The sequence below is a fragment of the Methylocella sp. CPCC 101449 genome, assembly GCF_031921685.1.
Classification (GTDB): domain Bacteria; phylum Pseudomonadota; class Alphaproteobacteria; order Rhizobiales; family Beijerinckiaceae; genus Terripilifer.
Genome location: NZ_JAPDHU010000004.1, coordinates 112,342 through 129,721, shown reverse-complemented (window position 1 = coordinate 129,721; position 17,380 = coordinate 112,342). Strand labels below are relative to the sequence as shown.

The window sequence follows — 17,380 nt, the reverse complement described above, 5'->3', positions numbered from 1 at the left end:
CAGATGCGCCGCACCTCCTCGATCTCGGCACCGCGTCCGCCTCATGGCGTCGTCGCCAATCAGCCCTATGGCCCTAGTGCCGACCCCCGCCCCTATCAAGTCGCCACCTCGCGCGGCTACGGCGGCGGTTTCATCGAAATGCTGGTGACCGGGCGCGATCCGACGCCGCGTCGTTCGGCCTATTACAACGAGCCGCCGCCGATCGCGTCACCCATGCAGCCGGCCTATCGGCAGGCGCCGGTCTATCAGCAGCAGGCCTATGCGCCCGATCCAGGCGCCGCAGCGCCGGTGCGTCGCGCCGTGGATCCGATGTTTCTGAAGCAGGAAGTCGCCTATAGCGGGCCGCATGCGGCCGGTACGATCATCGTCGATACGCCAAAGCGCTTTCTGTTTCTCGTGCTGGGCAATGGGCGCGCCTTGCGCTACGGCATCGGCGTCGGTCGTCCGGGTTTTGAATGGGCGGGCACGAAAACGGTAACGCGCAAGGCCGAGTGGCCCAACTGGACGCCACCGCCGGAAATGCTCAAGCGCCGCCCTGATCTGCCGCGCTTCATGAAGGGCGGTGAGGACAATCCACTCGGTGCCCGCGCACTTTATCTGGGTTCATCGCTTTACCGCATCCACGGCACCAACGAACCCTACACGATCGGCACCAACGTCTCGTCCGGTTGCATCCGCATGATGAACGAGGATGTCGCCGACCTTTACGAACGCGTGCGCGTCGGCACCAAGGTCATCGTGATTTAAACGTTTCGGCAGTTTCCCGGCGCGCGTCAAACGCTGGGGGGACAGGAGAGAAGCCGTCGCACAAAGTGCGGCGGCTTCTTTCGTTTATGGTCTTGTTAAATATCAGTGGTGTCGTCGCCACCGCCCCAGTCACCGCCGTCATCGTCGTCGTCCCAATCATTGGCACCGGACGAGCTGTCGTTATCGGAACGATCGGTATCGCCGCGACTGTCGCTGTAGGCAGCGCGCTCGGTGTCGCCACGGCTGTCACTGGCGGCGGCTTTGCGATCCTCATCGTTCCAGCGCACGCTGTCACCGAACGACGAATTGTCGTCCTTCGGCAGGTCCGCGGCCTTCGCCGGGCTCGAGCCGAACGGATTGTTCGCCCCAAACAGGCCGCTCAATGAATTGGCGAGCAGCATGCCGCCGGCCACGCCGGCCGCCGCGCCCAAGGCGCCCTTGAGAAAGCCACCACCGCCAGCCTGTTGCTGCATCGGCGCATTCATTGGGGCATTCATCGGCGGCTGTTGCTGCCAGGAACCACCACCCTGCTGTTGTGGCGGCGCGATCGGCTCGCCACCGCGCGTCCAACGACTATCCGCCCCCGGTTGAGGCTGGGGCTGACCGACACCGATGGACTTGCCAATGCCGCCAAGGAAACTGCCGGGCTTTGGCGCACTTTCAAGTTCACGCACACGCGCTTCGAGTTCCTCGATCTTGGCCGCTGCGGCTTTCAGTGTCTCTTCCTGGACGATAACGGATTGGGTGAGCAGATAGGGCGCATAAGGCTGCTGGCGCACCGCATCGGCGATGAAAGCCTCAGCCTCAGCATCCCGCTGTCCGCTGGAAGCATTGCGGATACGGTCAAAAAGACCGGCGAGAAGCTGGCGTTCGTCGGGGGTCATGTCGTTCTCCCTGTGGCCCAACTGGATGATCCAAGTGATGATCCCGGTGGCCGGGCAGGAATATGGGAGCCAACAATGACCAATCCAAGACGGGTTTCCACGTCCCAGATGCGAAAAAAGCGCGCCGAAATGGCGCGCTTTCCAATTTGTAATGTTGGAACCCGGTGACTACTCCGAGTTGCCTGGAGAACTACTTGGCAGAATTACTTGGGCAGGAAGCCCACGTCCTTCGAACCGACCAGGTCGATGTTCAGGCTCGCCGCGAAGCGGTGACCGCACCAGTTGGAGCGCAGGCTCGGAATCGCGCCCGGCGAATTGCCCGACGGATCGGCCGAGGCCATGTAGCAGCCGTTCTTGTTGAGCGTCGAACCGTGGTAGCGCAGGTCCAGCGTGAACTGGTTCCAGGTGTAGGAGGCGCCGACGTTCCAGGTCGTGTACTTCGGCAGCTTCACCGGCGTGGCGAAGAACGGGTTGAAATCGGTGCCCGCCTTCAGCGAATGCAGGTTCATATAACCCCATTCGCCGGAGACCGCGAAGCCGGTCTCACCGAAGGTGTATTTCGCGGTCAGCGAGGTGTAGAGCGCCTTGGTCTTATAGTTCAGCCAGTTCGGAGCGTAGTACACAGTCGCGCCGACATTGAGTTCCGGCGTGATGTTGTACGACGGCTTGACGAACAGTTCCCAGTAGCTCGGATCCTTCGGCGTGGTGGCGCAGAAGCCGCCGACGAACGGGCAGCGGGCGCCGGCCGGCAAGGTCGCGAAGCTCGGGTTCTGGAACGTGAAGGTCGCGCTGTCAGTCCAGTAGCGATCCTTGTTGCCCGGATAGAGATAATACTGGGCGCCGAAATCAACGGCGAAATCACCATAGGTGAAGCGCACGCCCGGGATCAGGTCGACTTCCGCGAACGGATTCGTCGGCTGATTGATCTTCCACATCTGGCCGCGGGCATAGAACTGGATGTTCGGATTGATCTTGTACTGAAGCTCGGCATAGCCGGTCGCGCTCGGCTTGCCATCCGACTGCGAAACGCCGCGGAACACATAGTCCGACATCACGCCAATGCCGAAGGCATAGTCGAAACCAAGGGCGGGCGGCGGCGGAGGCGCGGCCGGGGCCTTGGCTACGCCGAGATCGGCAGCGAAAGCCGTTCCGGAAAGGGCGGCAACCGTCGCTGCAGCGACCGCCAGGGACTTGAACCTCATCAACATGCTCCGTCAGCAAGAAAATTCCACGAGCACAGAAGAGTTCTAAGTGCCGTTCATCGCAAGGCGAACTGTTAAGCACCCTGCCTAGCATTTAGGCATTCAAGGGGTGAAACACAGGAATGATGAGCGATGTTGCAAGATTGCAACAAACTTAGATATCGCATTCGCATTATTATTCATTCGACGGCCGATGCAGTGTGACTCGTTTTCCTTCGCCCGATTTCTCGCGCAGGACCGCCGCTTCTTTGCCGCAATCTCCATGCGATCAGGCCGGTAGCTGAATTTTTCAGCAGCCTCGAAATGCGTCAGCCTGCTCACGCTTATGTTCTCGCGCAAAACCATTGGCAATTTGGTGCCGTAAAGGCATGATTCGAAAAAACAATGGGGGAGACGGCATGGCGGACACTCATCCGACTGATCACGATTTTGCGGCTTTGCGCGATGTGTGCGGCGAAGTTTTTCGACCGCGCCTGACGCGACGGAGCCTGTTTGGGGCGGCGGGCGCCCTGGCGGCCACGGGCTTGAGCGGAGATTTCACGCCGGACGCCGTGGCCCAGACGCCGACCGCCCTGCCCGTGCGCGGCGAATTCATCATCCGCAACGCCTATGTGCTCAGCGTCGATCCCGCCATCGGCGATCTCCCCCGTGGCGATATCCATGTGCGTGATGGCGACATCGTCGCCGTCGGCCCCTCGCTCAGCACGCCGCCGGGCACAATGGAAATCGACGCGGCCCGGATGATCGCCATGCCCGGCTTCGTCGAGACGCACTGGCACTGTTGGAACAGCCTGCAGCGCAACTGGCTGACGCCGGAAGCCGGCTATATGGCCACCAAGAACGCCACGGCGAAGTTCTATACGCCGATCGACTTCTACAACAGCGATCGGCTGGCCTTCGCCGAAGCGATCAACGCGGGCATCACCACCACCTATAACTACGCGCATAACGTCATCTCGGCCGAACACGCGGCCGCCGAGCTGAAGGCGCATACCGATTCCGGTATTCGTGGCATTTACGGCTATGGCTGTGCCGACCTCCTGCCGGCGGCTCAGGCGATGGATATCGCCAGCCTGCGGCAGGCGCATAAAGTGTGGGAAGCTGGTGCGGCGCGCGACAAGGAGCTGGTTCGTCTCGGCGTTTCACTGCGCGGTCCCCGCTCAACCACGCCGGACGTCTTCGATGAAGAAATGAAGGCGGCGAAAGACCTGGGGCTGCCGATCATCTTTCATGGCGGACAATCGCCTCAATCCACCGTCTCGACCGAAGCCCTAAAAGCCAAAGGCTATCTGACACCGGATTTGACCCTGGTGCATTTCGTGCTCGCGACCCAAGCCGACCGCGACAATCTCGCCGCCGCCGGCGTGTCGCTCAGTTATACGGTGCATGGCGAATTGCGCGTGCGCGCACGCGATCCCGCCGAGCAGTTTCTGCATATGGTGGCGGGCGGCGTGAACGTCTGCCTGTCCTTCGACGGCAATTCGATCTCGCCCGTTGATATGTTTTCATCAATGTGCCTGGCTTGGGACATGGGCGCGCCCAAGGATGGCAAGTCAACGGAGAAACTGACCGCCGTCGATTTCCGGCAGGTCATCAACATGGCGACGATCAACGGCGCCAAGGCGATGGGCTATGACAAGTTGATCGGCACTCTTGCGCCGGGCAAACGCGCCGACATCATCCTGGTGCGTGCCGACGATCTCAACATGGCGCCATTCGGCAATGTCGATTGCGCCGTGGTGCGATCGGCCAATGCCTCCAATGTCGACACGGTGATCGCCGACGGCCGGATCATGAAGCGTGGCGGCAAGCTCGTCGGCATCGACCAACAGGGCGTCATTCGCGCGGCGGCCGCCTCCGCTCACGCCATCCGCCAGCGCGCGGGCGGACGCTTCACGCCAAAGAAAACTGAACGACGCGACTATTGAGCCGTGGCGTTTTTTCAAGCGCCGGCGGCATGGGGCCGCCATGCGCCCAATCGAGCAATTCGACCGTGTGCACCACTGGAATGGCGGTGCCGCCGCCGATCTGGGTGATGCAGCCGATATTGCCGGTGGCGATGATATCGGGTCGCAGCCGCTCGATATTGCCGACTTTGCGGTCTCGCAAACGGCCGGCGATCTCCGGTTGCAGGATGTTGTAGACACCGGCTGAGCCGCAACAAATATGGCCCTCCGGCACATCGCGCACGGTGAAGCCGGCGTTGCGCAGCAGGCGTTTCGGCTCATCGCGGATTTGCTGCCCGTGTTGCATTGAGCAGGCCGAGTGATAGGCGACGGCGCGCTTCGGCGCGCTCCGAATGGCAGGCAGATCGAGGCGATCGAGAAATTCGGTGATGTCGCACGCCAGCGCGCTGACGCGACGCGCCTTCTCCGCATAGAGCGGATCTTCGCGTAGCATGAAGCCATAATCCTTCACGGTCGTGCCGCAGCCAGACGCCGTGATGATAATGGCTTCAATGCCCTGCTTGTCGATGGCTGCGATCCAGGCATCGATATTGCGGCGGGCGAAATCGAGCGCCTGCGCCTCACGTCCCATATGATGGACGAGCGCCCCGCAACAGCCCTCCTCCGCCACCCGCACCACTTCGATATCGGCGCGCGCCAGCAAGCGGCGCGCGGCCGCATTGATGGCGGGCTGCAACACGGGCTGCGCACAGCCCTCCAGAATGGCAACGCGGCGACGATCCGCACGCGTGACGGGCGCTGGCTCCGCCGTCACCGCTGGAGAGCGTGATGGTGCCAGCGCCACCATGGCAGCAAGACGCTTGCCGACCAGTGGCAGATGAGCCAGGAGCGGCCGGAACGGCTTGGCGAACAAAGCCGCGCCGAGCGCCAGGCGGAAGCGGTTGCGATACGGCAAGATATTGGCGAGGAGCGCGCGTAACAGACGGTCGGCCACATCACGCTTATAGGTTTGCTCGATATGGGCGCGCGCATGATCGACCAGATGCATGTAGTGCACGCCTGAGGGGCACGTGGTCATGCAGGACAGGCACGAGAGGCAACGGTCGATATGTTTCACGACTTCCGGCGTCGCCGGCTTGCCGCCTTCCAACATATCCTTGATGAGATAGATGCGGCCGCGCGGACTGTCGAGTTCATCGCCCAGCAGCAGATAGGTCGGACAGGTCGCCGTACAGAACCCGCAGTGGACGCAACTGCGCAATATCTTCTCCGATGCCGCCATATGCGGATCGGCCAGTTGCGCGGAAGTGAAATTCGTCTGCACCGTTCAGATCCCTATAGCGTTTTGCAGTTTGGCGGAATCGCCAAACGCCACAAGACGCGTCAAAACAAAAATCCTAAGCAAAATTGCGTTTCTGTCGAAACGCAATTTGCTCTAGTCAAAGTCCCGCATACATGCGGCCCGGATTGAGAATGCCGTCGGGATCGAAACTGGCTTTGACCCCGGCGGTAAGTTTCATCAAGGCCGCGTCTTGCGGTTGGAAGACATCGAGCGAAGCGCGCAAACCATCAGACGCGCGCATCAAGGTGGCGTGACCGTCGCGGCCAAGGGCTTCGCGAACCGCTGTGCTCGCTGCCGCACTCTCAGCACTGGCGATCCAGATCAGGCCGCCGCCCCAGTCGAGCATGTAACGGAACGACAATCCGGCCTGCTTCAGCCGCGCCAGCAATGCCGGCGCGTGGGTCGGCGGCACGGAGACGCGCCAGAGCATGTCGCTGTTTGGTTGCGCCAGTCCCTCGACATCGCGAATGGCCCGCCACAAGGCACGTGATTCATCATCCTCTATTTCGTGGGCGCGGCCGAAGGCCCCCAAAACCTTGGCGAGCTCGCGGCCGCGATAGGCGATGGACTCGGCGAAATGTTCGAGCCGCAGCACCGTGCGGGCGCGCTCGCCCCCGCCCCCCGCCGGTAAATGCGCGGCAGCGCTGACGGAGAAGGGCGAACCCAGCGCCGCCGACATCGCCTTGACCGCACGTTCGTCGTCGAGATCCTCGAGGATCAAGGTCAACGTCCGTTCCGGCTTTGGCAGAACCTTGAAAGTCACCTCGGTCAAAAAGCCCAAAGTGCCATGGGCACCGCAATTGACCTTCACCAGATCAAGCCCAGTGACATTCTTCATCACGCGACCGCCGGATTTGACGACCTCGCCACGGCCGTTGACGAAGCGCACACCGAGCAACAGATCGCGCGCCGCGCCGGCCTGAATGCGGCGCGGCCCGGAGGCACCTGTGGCCGCGATGCCGCCGATGGTCGGCGCGCCGCCAGTGCCATAGATCGCGCGATGATCCATCGGCTCGAACGGCAGCATCTGGCCTTTCTCGTCGAGCGCCGCTTCGATCTCGGCGACCGGCGTCCCGGCCCAGGCGGAGAAGACCAGTTCCGCCGGGTCATAGCGCGTGATGCCGGAAAGCCCGCGGGACGATAGGGTATCGTCAGTCTGAATCGGGCGGCCGAACGCCAATCGCGTACCGCCGCCCTCGATCGACAACGTACGACGTGACGACTGCGCGGCGCGGATGGCATCGGCGGCCTCCGCTTCGTTTGTCGGAACGATGGTCACGCCGCGATCCGTCCGTCCAGGGGAAAGACTTTCGCTGGATTGAGCAGCCAGCGCCCATCGAAGACGGCTCGCACGCGCATCTGCTGAGCGAGATCGACCTCGCTGAACTGATGGCGCATCAAATCACGCTTCTCGATGCCGACACCGTGTTCGCCGGTGAGGCATCCTCCTGCATCGACGCAAAGCCTGAGAATGTCGTTGCCCGCCGCCTCCGCCTTGGCCTGTTCGGCCGGATCGTTGACGTTGTAGAGGATCAGCGGATGCATGTTGCCGTCGCCCGCATGGAAGACATTGGCGACACGCAGGCCGTAACTGGCGACGATCTCGCCGGTGCGCTTCAGGACATAGGGCAATTGGCTGGTCGGCACGGTACCGTCCATGCAGATGTAGTCAGCCACGCGGCCGGTCGCCCCGAAAGCGGATTTGCGGCCCTTCCAGATCAGTGCCGTCTCGGTGGCCGAGCGCGATTCTTTGACGACCTTGACGCCATAGCGCCGGGCGATGTCGCAGATGCGCGCGAGCTGTGCCTCCATCTCATCCTCGGAGCCTTCGACCTCGACGATGAGCATGGCTTCCACGTCGAGCGGATAGCCGGCCTTGGCGAAGGCCTCGCAGATTTCGATGGCCGGCTTGTCCATGAACTCCATCGCCACCGGCACGATGCCGGCGCCAATGATCGCCGCCACGCATTCGCCGGCCGCCTCGCTCGAATCAAAACCGAAAAGCACTGGCCGCGCGCCCTCCGCCAGGCGCAACAGACGCACCGTCGCCTCGGTGACGATGCCGAGCTGGCCTTCCGAGCCGACGATCAGACCCAGCAGATCAAGCCCCGCCGGATCGAGCGCCTGCCCACCGATTTCGACGACGGTGCCGTCGATCAGCACCATTTTGACGCCGAGAATATTATTGATGGTGACGCCATATTTCAGGCAGTGGGCGCCGCCGGAATTCATGCCGATATTGCCGGCGATCGTGCAGGCAAGCTGCGACGAAGGATCCGGCGCATAAAAAAAGCCATCGGGCATCACCGCGTCCGAGATCGACAGATTGGTGACGCCGGCTTCGACGCGTGCCGTGCGATTGGCATAGTCGACGGAGAGAATGCGATTGAGCTTGGAGACGCCGATGACGACCGCATCCTCCTGTGGGATGGCGCCGCCGGCGAGCGACGTGCCCGCACCACGCGGCACGATCTTGACACCTTCGCGGTGGCAGAAGGCCATCACAGCCGCCACTTCGGCGGTATTGCGCGGCAGCGCCACGGCCAACGGCAGACGGCGATAGGCGGTCAGCGCATCGGTTTCGAAGGCGCGCCGCTCATCCTCGCTCGTGACGAGGCATTCCGGCGGGAGCAATGTAGCGAGACCGGCGATGATCTCATCGCGGCGCGCGAGAATGGCCGGATCGGGCGTGGGGAAGGCGATGGAGCTCATAACGCGCCACCCAAGGTGCAAGACATCATGCGGCCATTGTAGCGCCCCGCCAGCCGTGCCACAAAGGGCTATGTTTGAGACCTTCGTCGCTGAGGTGCCCCAAAAGAGCCCGGCGACCCACCGTTGCGGACGCTGACGTGACTGAAACTTCGCAAATCCGTGCGACCGCGCCTAAAGTCGGCCTGTTCGTGACTTGTCTCGTCGATGCCATGCGCCCGAGCGTCGGCTTCGCCGCGGCGAAACTTTTGGAAGATGCCGGCTGCGAGGTCATCGTGCCGCCGCAGACCTGTTGCGGCCAACCGGCGTTCAATTCCGGCGACCGGGCGACGACGCGCGACATTGCCTTGCAGGTGATGGATGCTTTCGCCGGCTGCCGTTACGTCGTCGCGCCCTCCGGCTCGTGTGGCGGCATGATCGCGCGGCACTATCCGGAATTGTTTCAGGACGATCCCGGCCTATCGGCCAAGGCGCGCGCTTTCGCGGCGAAAACCTTCGAACTCGTCAGCTTTCTCACCGACGTGATGAAAATCGAACGGGTCGATGCGCACTATGCCAAGCGCGTCACCTATCACGATTCTTGCTCCGGCCTGCGCGAACTCGGCGTGCAGGCGCAGCCGCGCAAGCTGCTCACCACGATCGACGGGCTCGACCTCGTTGAAATGCGCGAGAATGACGTGTGCTGCGGTTTCGGTGGCACGTTCGCCGTGAAATATGGGGAAATTTCCGGCGAGATCGTCGGCAAGAAGGCGGAGAATATCGAAGCGAGCGGCGCCGACGTCCTGCTGGCAGGCGATCTCGGTTGCCTGATGAACATGGCCGGCAAACTCTCGCGCGAAGGCAAGAGCCTGGAAGTGCGCCACGTCGCGGAAGTGCTGGCGGGCATGACCGACACACCAGGCATTGGTGCGCCGGAAAATCGCGAGGCTTAGCGCCAAACGAAGTCGTGGAGTTCCATCGGGCGCATTCTGGTCGCCATATGCCATGGAATGACCCGATCGCGCTCAGCATCTGAACCCATTCGCCCTGTCGAATTGCTCGCGCACCCACCGAGCGATGGAAGGACACATTATGCGCATGATCATGCTCGCGAGCAGCGCCGCCCTCATTTTAGCCGGCGCAGCCAATGCCCAGACTTCCTCCCCAGAACGATCTCCGCCGCCCTCGTCGTCACAGCAAGCACCAGCGCCCAAGCCCATGATCAAATCCATCAACGTGGTCGAACTCGACAATCTCCCTGAAACGGCAAAGGCGCAGGTGAACGAACTTGTCGCCAGTCGTTCGGCGGACGACATTCAGCGGCTTCACAAGGCGATCGAAGACGCACCGGCCGTAAAAACAGCCGTTGAAGCCAAAGGCTTCTCGTCTGGTGACGTATTGGTCGCCCAAATCGACGACAACGGCGAACTGGTCGTCATCGCCAAACGCCGCAGCTGATCCCGCGCTGCGGCGCAATCGGATGCCGCCACTTTAACCATAGGAAAAAGCACGAACGGCTGCTAAGCCTAACCAGCTCCAGCCCTTGAAAGCCGCCGTTCGTGAACTGCCCCGTCGATCTTCCCGCCAGCGCGTTGCTCTCCGCCTTGGAGGGCCAACGGTCGTGAACGAACAATGGCATGTGGTCGCCATCCTGCTGGCCGGCCATTTCATCACGGTGGCGACGCCCGGCCCCAACAGCACCTTCATCTTGCAGATGGCGCTGCACAGCCGCCGTGCCGCTTTGATCGCAGCGCTCGGCATCTTTCCGGCGGGTGTGCTGTGGGCGAGCGCCGGCCTCGCCGGCATGGGCCAATTGATCGCCGCGGCGCCCATGCTGGAAACATTCCTGCGCATCGGCGGGGGTGCCTATCTCTGCTGCATCGGCTGGCGGATGATCGCCCGCCATCGCAAGGGCACGGTCATCACCGCCGCGACAGAAACACCGAGCGTCTGGTCCCTGCTCGGCATGGGCTTCACCACGAATTTTCTCAACCCCAAGGCCATCGCCTGGTACACGAGCGTTTTCGCCGCCACCGGCGCCTTCGATCTCACGGCGCCCTATCGCATCGGCGTCATCCTCGGCATGCCCGGCCTTGGCTTTCTGTGGTATCTGTTCATCACTCTCGTGGTGTCGAGCAAGGCCGTGCGCGCGGCATTGACGGGATCGACCCGCTGGATCGATATGGTATCGGGCATGATCATGATCGCCTTCGGCGGCAAGCTGCTTGCCTTCGGCTAGGGAGACCGGCTTTTCACCATGAGCGTTGTCGCAACTTCCTCACGGTTCAAGGACAATGCCCATCGCGCCTTGGGCGATGGGCAGTTGCAGAAGGCGCTCGGCAACGTCCGGCATAATTTCATCGACCGCCGCGCCCAAGCGGCTGCGCGGCTGCCGGAATTCGAGGCGCTGCGCGACCAAGCGCGCGATCTGCGCGACCATGTGCTCGCCCATCTCGACATCTATCTCGATATCTACACGCAGAAGGTGACGGAAGCCGGCGGCCATGTGCATTTCGCGCGCACTTCGGAAGAGGCCTGCCGCATCATCACGGATCTCGCCAAGGCGCACGGCGCCAGGACGGTGACCAAGGGCAAGTCGATGGTCTCCGAGGAGATCGGCCTCAACGCGGCGTTGGAACGCAACGGCATCGAGGCTGTAGAAACGGACCTCGGCGAATATATCATCCAGATCCGCGGCGAAGCCCCCTCGCATATCATCGCACCGGCGGTGCATCTCAATCAGGAAGACATCGAGCATGACTTCCGCCGGCTGCATACCTGGCTGCCGAAAGATCGTGACTTAACGGCGCCCGAATCCCTGCTGGCGGAAGCGCGCGCCACCTTGCGGGCGAAGTTTCTGGCTTCAGACATCGGCATCACCGGCGCCAATTTTCTCGTCGCCGAGACCGGCACCTCGGTCATCGTCACCAATGAAGGCAATGGCGACCTGACGCAGATTCTGCCGAAAGTGCATGTGGTGGTCGCGTCGATCGAAAAGATCGCGCCGACCCTGGAAGACGTCTCCGGCATCATGCGCGTCTTGGCGCGTTCAGCCACAGGCCAGGACATGTCGGTCTATACGACCTTCTCAACCGGCCCGCGCCGTCCCGGCGACGTAGACGGGCCGGAAGAATATCATGTGGTGCTGGTCGACAACGGCCGCTCCAACATGCTGGGCACGGATTTTCAGGAGATGCTGCGCTGCATCCGCTGCGGCGCCTGCATGAACCATTGCCCGGTCTATCACGCGGTCGGCGGCCATGCTTATGGATGGGTCTATCCAGGCCCTATGGGCGCCGTGCTGACGCCCTCGCTGATCGGCGTCGCCGAAGCCGGCCATCTGCCCAATGCCTCGACCTTCTGCGGGCGCTGCGAAAGCGCCTGCCCGGTCCGCATTCCGCTGCCGAAACTGATGCGCCACTGGCGCGAGCGCGAATTCGAGCGCCATCTCTCGCCGGCGACCGTACGCAGCGGCCTGGCGCTGTGGGCCTTCTTCGCCAAACGGCCGAAGCTCTACGGTCTTGCCGCGCGTGTCGGCGTGAAAATGCTGGCACTAGCCGGACGTTCGAAAGGCCGCTTCGCCTGGCTGCCGTTCGCGGGCGGCTGGACCAAATATCGCGACATGCCCGCGCCGCAAGGGCAGACTTTCCAGGCGATGTGGAAGAGCCGTGGCGGAGCGGTGCGATGAGCGAAGCCCGCGACGACATTCTCGCCAATATCCGCCGTTCGCTCGGCGTCTCCGCCGATGACGCGAGCCGCCGTCAGATCGTAGCGACGCGCATAGCCGCCGCCGCCAAAGGCCTGCTGCCGACACGCGGTGAAGGCGATATCGAGAAACGCATCGCCACTTTCCGTGCGCAAGCCGAAAGCGTTGCCGCCACCGTTGCACGTGTCGCGGCAACGGCCGACGTTCCCGGCGAGATCGCCCGTTTCCTGCGCACGAACAATCTGCCTGCCACCGTACGTATGGGTGATGACGAGCGCCTGGCCGCCCTGCCCTGGGCTGCAACGGCGATCGACATCACCAGCGGGCCTTCCGATGGCAACGATCTCTCGTCCGTGAGCCATGCGGAAGCAGGCGTCGCGGAAACCGGCACGCTCGCGCTGTTTTCCGGCGCGCACAATCCGACCAATCTGAATTTTCTGCCCGACAATCACATCGTGATGATTCAAGCCGGCACCATCGTGCCGACTTATGAAGCGGTGTGGGAGATGGTGCGGGCGCGTTATGGCAAGGGTGTCATGCCGCGCACGGTGAATTTCATCACCGGCCCATCACGCTCCGCCGACATCGAACAGAAGATGCTGCTCGGCGCGCATGGACCGCGCCGGCTGCATATCGTCATCGTCGGATAGTTTATCGCGCGGCGCCCTGCGGCAATTCCTGCGGCTGGCTGCCGAAGCCACTCACTTTGATCGCCAGCGCGAACAGGCCGACCAAGGAGAGGCAAGCGGCGGGCACCAGCATGGCCGCCACCGGGCTGCCGGCAAGACCAGCGACCCATGGCATCAGGTTCTGCGCGAAGAAACCGCCGAGGCTGCCAATGGTGCTGATGGCGGCGATCGCCATCGCCGCGCGCTGGCCGGAAAAGAACAGCGACGGCAGGAACCAGAAGCACGGAAACAGCAGCGAGATGCAGGGCGTGCCGATCGACATGGCAATGAGGCGCATCCAGTTCTGCGGCAAGGTTGTACTTAGATAGAAGCAAACCAGGCCGACGCAGCAGATCGCGATCATCGCCAGGAGAACGGTCTTCTCCTTGCGCAGGCGCGGCGGGATCGTCACCAAAGCGACGACGCCAACGATCCACGGGATCGAGCTCAAGATACCGTTCTGGGTACCCGTCACACCGAAGCCACGCACGACGGTCGGCAACCAGTAGATCACGCCATAAAGCGAGACGAGGATCAGCATATAGGCGACCGACAACAGCAGGACGCGCTTGTCCCAGATCACCGCGAGCGGATTGCCGTGCTGGCCGGCCGGCGTTTCCTTCGCCAGAGCCGACGTCAGCCAGTTGCGTTCGTTCGCCGAGAGGAATTTCGCCTCGGAGGGACCATTGGGCAGGCCCCACAGAACAAACGGCGTCAAGATGAGGGCCGGCAGACCGGTGACGATGAACACCCATTGCCAGCCGGCGAGGCCGAACGTTCCGTCAAGATCGAGCAGGAAGCCGCTGACCAGCGAGCCGAACATATTGCCGAAAGCGCTACCGAGCGTCAGGAAGCCCAGCACTTTCGCCCGATGCGCTTTGGGGAACCAAAGCGTGAAATAATAGATGATGCCCGGATAAGCGCCGGCTTCCGCGCAGCCGACGAGAAAGCGCAGGGCCGCGAATACACTGCCGGACGTCACCCAGGCGGTGACGATGGTCAGCACGCCCCAGGTCAAAAGAATACGCGCCAGCCACAAACGGGCGCCGAACCGATTGACGGCAAAGGCGCTGGGAATTTCGAGCGACAGATAACCGATGAAGAAGAGCGAAGAGGCCAGACCGTAGAGCTGTTCGGTCATATGCAGCGCCGAGACCATCTGCAGTTTAGCGAAGCCGACATTCGCCCGATCGATGATCGCGATCAGGTAAATGAGGACCGTGAGAGGCACTACGCGCCACATGACCTTGCGGAACAATTCCTGCTGGTCAACGGCTTGAACCTCATTGGCGAAAGACATTTTCTTCTTCCCTCTCCGATACCAAATTCAATCGATGCAATGTTGTCAGTGCGGAATGTAGTTGCGCCAGTTGTCCTGGCGCATGGTCATCTGGGCAAACGTCTTGCGGCTGTCGGCCGCCTTGCCGATCAGGTCGGCCGCGCTCATCTGTTTGCGATCGAGATAGGCGCCAAGTTCGGTGACCGCCTGCCCGAGCAGATCGAACCCACGCAACATGACTTGCGAAGACATTTCCACGGCAGAGGCGCCAGCCAGCATCATGCGAGCGACGTCGAGGCCGGACTGCGCGCCATTGGTGCCGATCAACGCCTTATCCGGCCCCAGCTTGCTGCGCGTCAGCGCCAACCATTGGCAGGTCATGGGCAGATGCCATGTGCCGCCGACGCCGAGCGTCGTCCCGAGAATGGGTTCGCAGGTTTCCAGATCGGGGATCAGACCAAGCAACCGCCCGGCCATCACCACGGCATCGGCGCGCGCGCCGAAAGCGGCGTCGGCGAGATCCGGCACGCGTTCGCTCTGGCCGGTGATCTTGACCCAGACGGGAATGGTCACCGCCGCGCGAACCGCGTTGACGATGCTGGCGACCCGTTCCGGCAGGAGTTCGGTGGACACCGCGCCCTTGGCGGACTGGCTCGCGTAAGGCGTGCCAATGTTGAGTTCGAGAACGCGAAGACCCGCCTGCTCGATCTGTCTGGCCATGGCAACGGCGCGATCAAGATCAGAGAGAATGACGCTGGCGACGACGATGGCATCGTTGGCGCGCGCTTCCCGATCAAGCCCCGCAGTCTGCTCAAGCCAGGCTTCGAACGGTTGCGGCGTCAGGCCCGAGCGACAGGCGATGAAGGCCGTGCGCGGCGCCGAAGCGTTCCAGGGAATGGGCTGCCATTGATCGTCGAGAACCGCATATTCGGCCTGCTGCAATTGATCGCGCGCTGCCTGCGACTCGTTGGTGGATTTCACCACCACAGCGCCGGCACCCGCCTTCAGAGCACGGCGCACGCCATCGGCATCAATCAGATGTTCGGCGGAACCGGCGATCACGGGGTTTTTCAATCGGACGGAACCGATCCGTGTTTCCAGATTTGATTTGCTCATGGTTTGATCTCGTTCGTACTTCGCGGGCCGGCTTCAGAGCGCCTTGACGCGCGCGACATCGGCTTCGAGGCTATGAGCCCGCGCCGCATTGGTCGACACCATCTGATGCACTTCGTCATCGGTGAAGCCGAGATCGAGGCACATTTTGGCGCCGAGCCGGAACCCTTCGAGCGGGCTGAAGACGCCCGGCTGGCCCAAATCCGAGCACATGATCGTTTGCTCGACACCGGCGGCATCGATCAGTTTGCGCATGTCGTCGGGACCGGCCACCTTGAACTTCGAACCTTCGAGGAACATGCAGAGCGAATGTTCGACGAAAGCGCCCATGGCGGCGATGCCCTTCACGTCGTTCAAGGAGGCATCGACGATCTCTTCCGGATGGGTGAGGATCAGACGCTTGACGCCGCGCTTCTTCGCCTCCTCGAAGACTTTCCAGGTCTCGCTGACGTGAATGTGGCCGCTCGCCAGAGCCATATCGTTCTTGGCGATGACGTCGAGAACCTCTTTGACCTCGTCGAGGATATTGCCGGATGAATCGAGAACGGGAACGGCTGTAGCCGGACGCATTTTCTGCGTTGAAGCGGGATGAACCCAGGTGCCGCTCTTTTCCCAGCGCAAATGGTTTTCGGCCGCCAGAGTCGGCATATAGACGGTCTTGCCGCCCATCGCCGCCGTATGTTCGACCGCGTAAGGATTGAAGCCGCCGACGACATTGTTGAGGACGATGCTCGAATAGACCTTGGTGATCAGCTCCGGATGATGGCTGGCGATCATGGTGGCGGCGATCACGCCGCTATAATCATGATCCTTGGTGATCACGGCAGCGAAGCGCGCCGCCGACAGCATACGAGCCAGCTCAAGATGATCGATGGCGCGGGTCGCGATCGACGGCCCCGAATGCACATGCGGATCAATCGCCCCCACCAGGATATCGTCAATCCGGGCTTCGATGTCCTTGCTCACTTTTGTACTCATGCTTGCACCAATTTCGGCATCGGATAATCGGCCTCATTGAGAACGAAGCCGGGCTTGGAGGAGAAATCGACGCGCGGTGGCCCGAAAATGTCGACGAGCCAGGTGATGCCGTTGCCAATGTCCTGCGTCGTGTGAATCACGCCAGCCGGAATGACCAGAATGGACGGGCTCGCCTCATAGGTGACGTGCTCGTCGTCTTCCCATTTGTTCATGTCCGGTCCCCACGGATAGCGTAGGTGATGGCGGAAGGCGCCGCGCAGGCCAAGCGACATCTGCTCGAAATCATCGTGCCAATGCGGGCTGAGCTTGGCGGGATCGCGACGGTTGGCCCAGGGCTCGAAGATGTTGATCATCAGATTGGTCGAGCGAAACACCCGCATCTTGAGCGGGCTCGGATCCGGGCTTTGAAAATCGGCCAGCCGATAGCTGCGAATGCCGAAACCGCCGACCGGATCGGGCCAGGGCACGATAGGCGTTACTTCCGCAATCGCATCGGCGTAAATCGCGGCATTGGCCGCAGCCGCCGTCAAGTCGGTTGCCTTGTTCGAAAAGACACGCACCACCTCGCCACCGTCGGGCATGGTGAGGGTGCTGGCGCCCGGCGGCACGATCACCAGGGTTTCCGGCTCGACGTCCTGGCTCTGCGATCCCGCTTCCACGATGGCGCGGCCGCTGACCACGAAAGCCATGTATTCATCGGCCTGCTGCGTCCGCGCCAGGCGGGCGCCAGGCTTGGCTTCGGTCACGTCGGCGACGAAATTCGCCGCGCGGGTGATCCAGTGCTTGGAACCGTCCGCATCGACGGTTTGCGGCTGATCCTGATAGTGACGCGCATGGGTTGCTTTGCGCTTGGCGACCGGCATGGA

At 62.3% G+C, this 17,380-nt stretch carries 16 protein-coding genes; 7 read left to right on the top strand and 9 right to left on the bottom strand.

Going from position 1 to position 17,380, the window contains the following annotated elements; translation table 11 throughout:
• Positions 1–3: 3 nt before the first annotated feature.
• Positions 4–747 carry a L,D-transpeptidase gene (locus OIM99_RS25240; RefSeq protein WP_409371581.1) on the top strand — a complete coding sequence of 248 codons (744 nt, stop codon included), beginning with the start codon at positions 4–6 and terminating at the stop codon, positions 745–747.
• A gap of 95 nt (positions 748–842) precedes the next feature.
• Here OIM99_RS25240 and OIM99_RS25235 read toward each other — a convergent pair whose 3' ends face one another.
• Entirely contained in the window at positions 843–1,631 is a 789-nt protein-coding gene (locus tag OIM99_RS25235) for a DUF2076 domain-containing protein (protein ID WP_311853284.1), read from the bottom strand.
• Between the two features lie 203 nt (positions 1,632–1,834).
• Positions 1,835–2,833: a TorF family putative porin gene (locus OIM99_RS25230; protein ID WP_311853283.1), complete on the bottom strand. Its 999-nt coding sequence runs from the start codon at positions 2,831–2,833 to the stop codon at positions 1,835–1,837.
• A 398-nt stretch (positions 2,834–3,231) separates the two neighbouring features.
• On the opposite strand from OIM99_RS25230, the gene OIM99_RS25225 reads away from it, so the two are divergent.
• Complete coding sequence (locus tag OIM99_RS25225) at positions 3,232–4,761, top strand: amidohydrolase family protein (protein ID WP_311853282.1); 1,530 nt, start codon at positions 3,232–3,234, stop codon at positions 4,759–4,761.
• On the opposite strand, the gene glcF is transcribed toward OIM99_RS25225, so the two are convergent.
• The 3 genes from glcF to OIM99_RS25210 form a co-directional block, all read right to left on the bottom strand.
• Positions 4,727–6,064: a glycolate oxidase subunit GlcF gene (gene glcF, locus OIM99_RS25220; RefSeq protein ID WP_311853281.1), complete on the bottom strand. Its 1,338-nt coding sequence runs from the start codon at positions 6,062–6,064 to the stop codon at positions 4,727–4,729. The genes OIM99_RS25225 and glcF overlap by 35 nt on opposite strands.
• A gap of 115 nt (positions 6,065–6,179) precedes the next feature.
• Positions 6,180–7,361, bottom strand: a complete 1,182-nt coding sequence (gene glcE, locus OIM99_RS25215) for a glycolate oxidase subunit GlcE (RefSeq protein WP_311853280.1) — start codon at positions 7,359–7,361, stop codon at positions 6,180–6,182.
• Complete coding sequence (locus OIM99_RS25210; RefSeq protein WP_311853279.1) at positions 7,358–8,794, bottom strand: FAD-linked oxidase C-terminal domain-containing protein; 1,437 nt, start codon at positions 8,792–8,794, stop codon at positions 7,358–7,360. The genes glcE and OIM99_RS25210 overlap by 4 nt, the downstream gene beginning before the upstream one ends.
• Positions 8,795–8,931: 137 nt before the next feature.
• Here OIM99_RS25210 and OIM99_RS25205 point away from each other — a divergent pair, with 137 nt between their 5' ends.
• The 5 genes from OIM99_RS25205 (at position 8,932) to OIM99_RS25185 (ending at position 13,126) form a co-directional block, all read left to right on the top strand.
• Positions 8,932–9,723, top strand: coding sequence for a (Fe-S)-binding protein (locus OIM99_RS25205; RefSeq protein WP_311853278.1), 792 nt, complete (start codon positions 8,932–8,934; stop codon positions 9,721–9,723).
• 139 nt (positions 9,724–9,862) lie between these two features.
• Positions 9,863–10,228: a hypothetical protein gene (locus OIM99_RS25200; protein ID WP_311853277.1), complete on the top strand. Its 366-nt coding sequence runs from the start codon at positions 9,863–9,865 to the stop codon at positions 10,226–10,228.
• A gap of 163 nt (positions 10,229–10,391) precedes the next feature.
• Positions 10,392–11,009 carry a LysE family transporter gene (locus tag OIM99_RS25195; RefSeq protein WP_311853276.1) on the top strand — a complete coding sequence of 206 codons (618 nt, stop codon included), beginning with the start codon at positions 10,392–10,394 and terminating at the stop codon, positions 11,007–11,009.
• A gap of 18 nt (positions 11,010–11,027) precedes the next feature.
• The gene (locus OIM99_RS25190) at positions 11,028–12,458 is read left to right on the top strand and encodes a LutB/LldF family L-lactate oxidation iron-sulfur protein (RefSeq protein ID WP_311853275.1); all 1,431 of its coding nucleotides are present in this window, start codon (positions 11,028–11,030) and stop codon (positions 12,456–12,458) included.
• Positions 12,455–13,126, top strand: a complete 672-nt coding sequence (locus OIM99_RS25185; RefSeq protein ID WP_311853274.1) for an LUD domain-containing protein — start codon at positions 12,455–12,457, stop codon at positions 13,124–13,126. Before OIM99_RS25190 ends, OIM99_RS25185 begins: the two co-directional genes overlap by 4 nt.
• Position 13,127: 1 nt before the next feature.
• Here the strand turns inward: OIM99_RS25185 and OIM99_RS25180 are convergent, their stop codons facing one another.
• Genes OIM99_RS25180 through OIM99_RS25165 form a run of 4 tightly spaced genes read right to left on the bottom strand, consistent with a single transcriptional unit; the run spans position 13,128 to position 17,377 of the window.
• Positions 13,128–14,444, bottom strand: coding sequence for an MFS transporter (locus tag OIM99_RS25180; RefSeq protein WP_311853273.1), 1,317 nt, complete (start codon positions 14,442–14,444; stop codon positions 13,128–13,130).
• Between the two features lie 45 nt (positions 14,445–14,489).
• Complete coding sequence (locus tag OIM99_RS25175; protein WP_311853272.1) at positions 14,490–15,539, bottom strand: hypothetical protein; 1,050 nt, start codon at positions 15,537–15,539, stop codon at positions 14,490–14,492.
• Between the two features lie 33 nt (positions 15,540–15,572).
• A complete protein-coding gene (locus OIM99_RS25170) occupies positions 15,573–16,514 on the bottom strand; it encodes a DUF6282 family protein (RefSeq protein WP_311853271.1) in 942 nt (313 codons plus the stop codon).
• A complete protein-coding gene (locus OIM99_RS25165; RefSeq protein WP_311853270.1) occupies positions 16,511–17,377 on the bottom strand; it encodes a hypothetical protein in 867 nt (288 codons plus the stop codon). Before OIM99_RS25165 ends, OIM99_RS25170 begins: the two co-directional genes overlap by 4 nt.
• Between the last annotated feature and the right edge of the window lie 3 nt (positions 17,378–17,380).

Excerpts from the sequence above, each read along its gene's own strand:
- OIM99_RS25210 (WP_311853279.1), bottom strand. The coding sequence starts at position 8,794 with ATGAGCTCCATCGCCTTCCCCACGCCCGATCCGGCCATTCTCGCGCGC.
- OIM99_RS25165 (WP_311853270.1), bottom strand. The coding sequence starts at position 17,377 with ATGCCGGTCGCCAAGCGCAAAGCAACCCATGCGCGTCACTATCAGGAT.
- OIM99_RS25240 (WP_409371581.1), top strand. The coding sequence starts at position 4 with ATGCGCCGCACCTCCTCGATCTCGGCACCGCGTCCGCCTCATGGCGTC.
- OIM99_RS25230 (WP_311853283.1), bottom strand. The coding sequence starts at position 2,833 with ATGAGGTTCAAGTCCCTGGCGGTCGCTGCAGCGACGGTTGCCGCCCTT.
- OIM99_RS25200 (WP_311853277.1), top strand. The coding sequence starts at position 9,863 with ATGCGCATGATCATGCTCGCGAGCAGCGCCGCCCTCATTTTAGCCGGC.
- OIM99_RS25175 (WP_311853272.1), bottom strand. The coding sequence starts at position 15,539 with ATGAGCAAATCAAATCTGGAAACACGGATCGGTTCCGTCCGATTGAAA.
- OIM99_RS25190 (WP_311853275.1), top strand. The coding sequence starts at position 11,028 with ATGAGCGTTGTCGCAACTTCCTCACGGTTCAAGGACAATGCCCATCGC.
- OIM99_RS25225 (WP_311853282.1), top strand. The coding sequence starts at position 3,232 with ATGGCGGACACTCATCCGACTGATCACGATTTTGCGGCTTTGCGCGAT.
- OIM99_RS25180 (WP_311853273.1), bottom strand. The coding sequence starts at position 14,444 with ATGTCTTTCGCCAATGAGGTTCAAGCCGTTGACCAGCAGGAATTGTTC.
- OIM99_RS25235 (WP_311853284.1), bottom strand. The coding sequence starts at position 1,631 with ATGACCCCCGACGAACGCCAGCTTCTCGCCGGTCTTTTTGACCGTATC.
- OIM99_RS25170 (WP_311853271.1), bottom strand. The coding sequence starts at position 16,514 with ATGAGTACAAAAGTGAGCAAGGACATCGAAGCCCGGATTGACGATATC.
- OIM99_RS25185 (WP_311853274.1), top strand. The coding sequence starts at position 12,455 with ATGAGCGAAGCCCGCGACGACATTCTCGCCAATATCCGCCGTTCGCTC.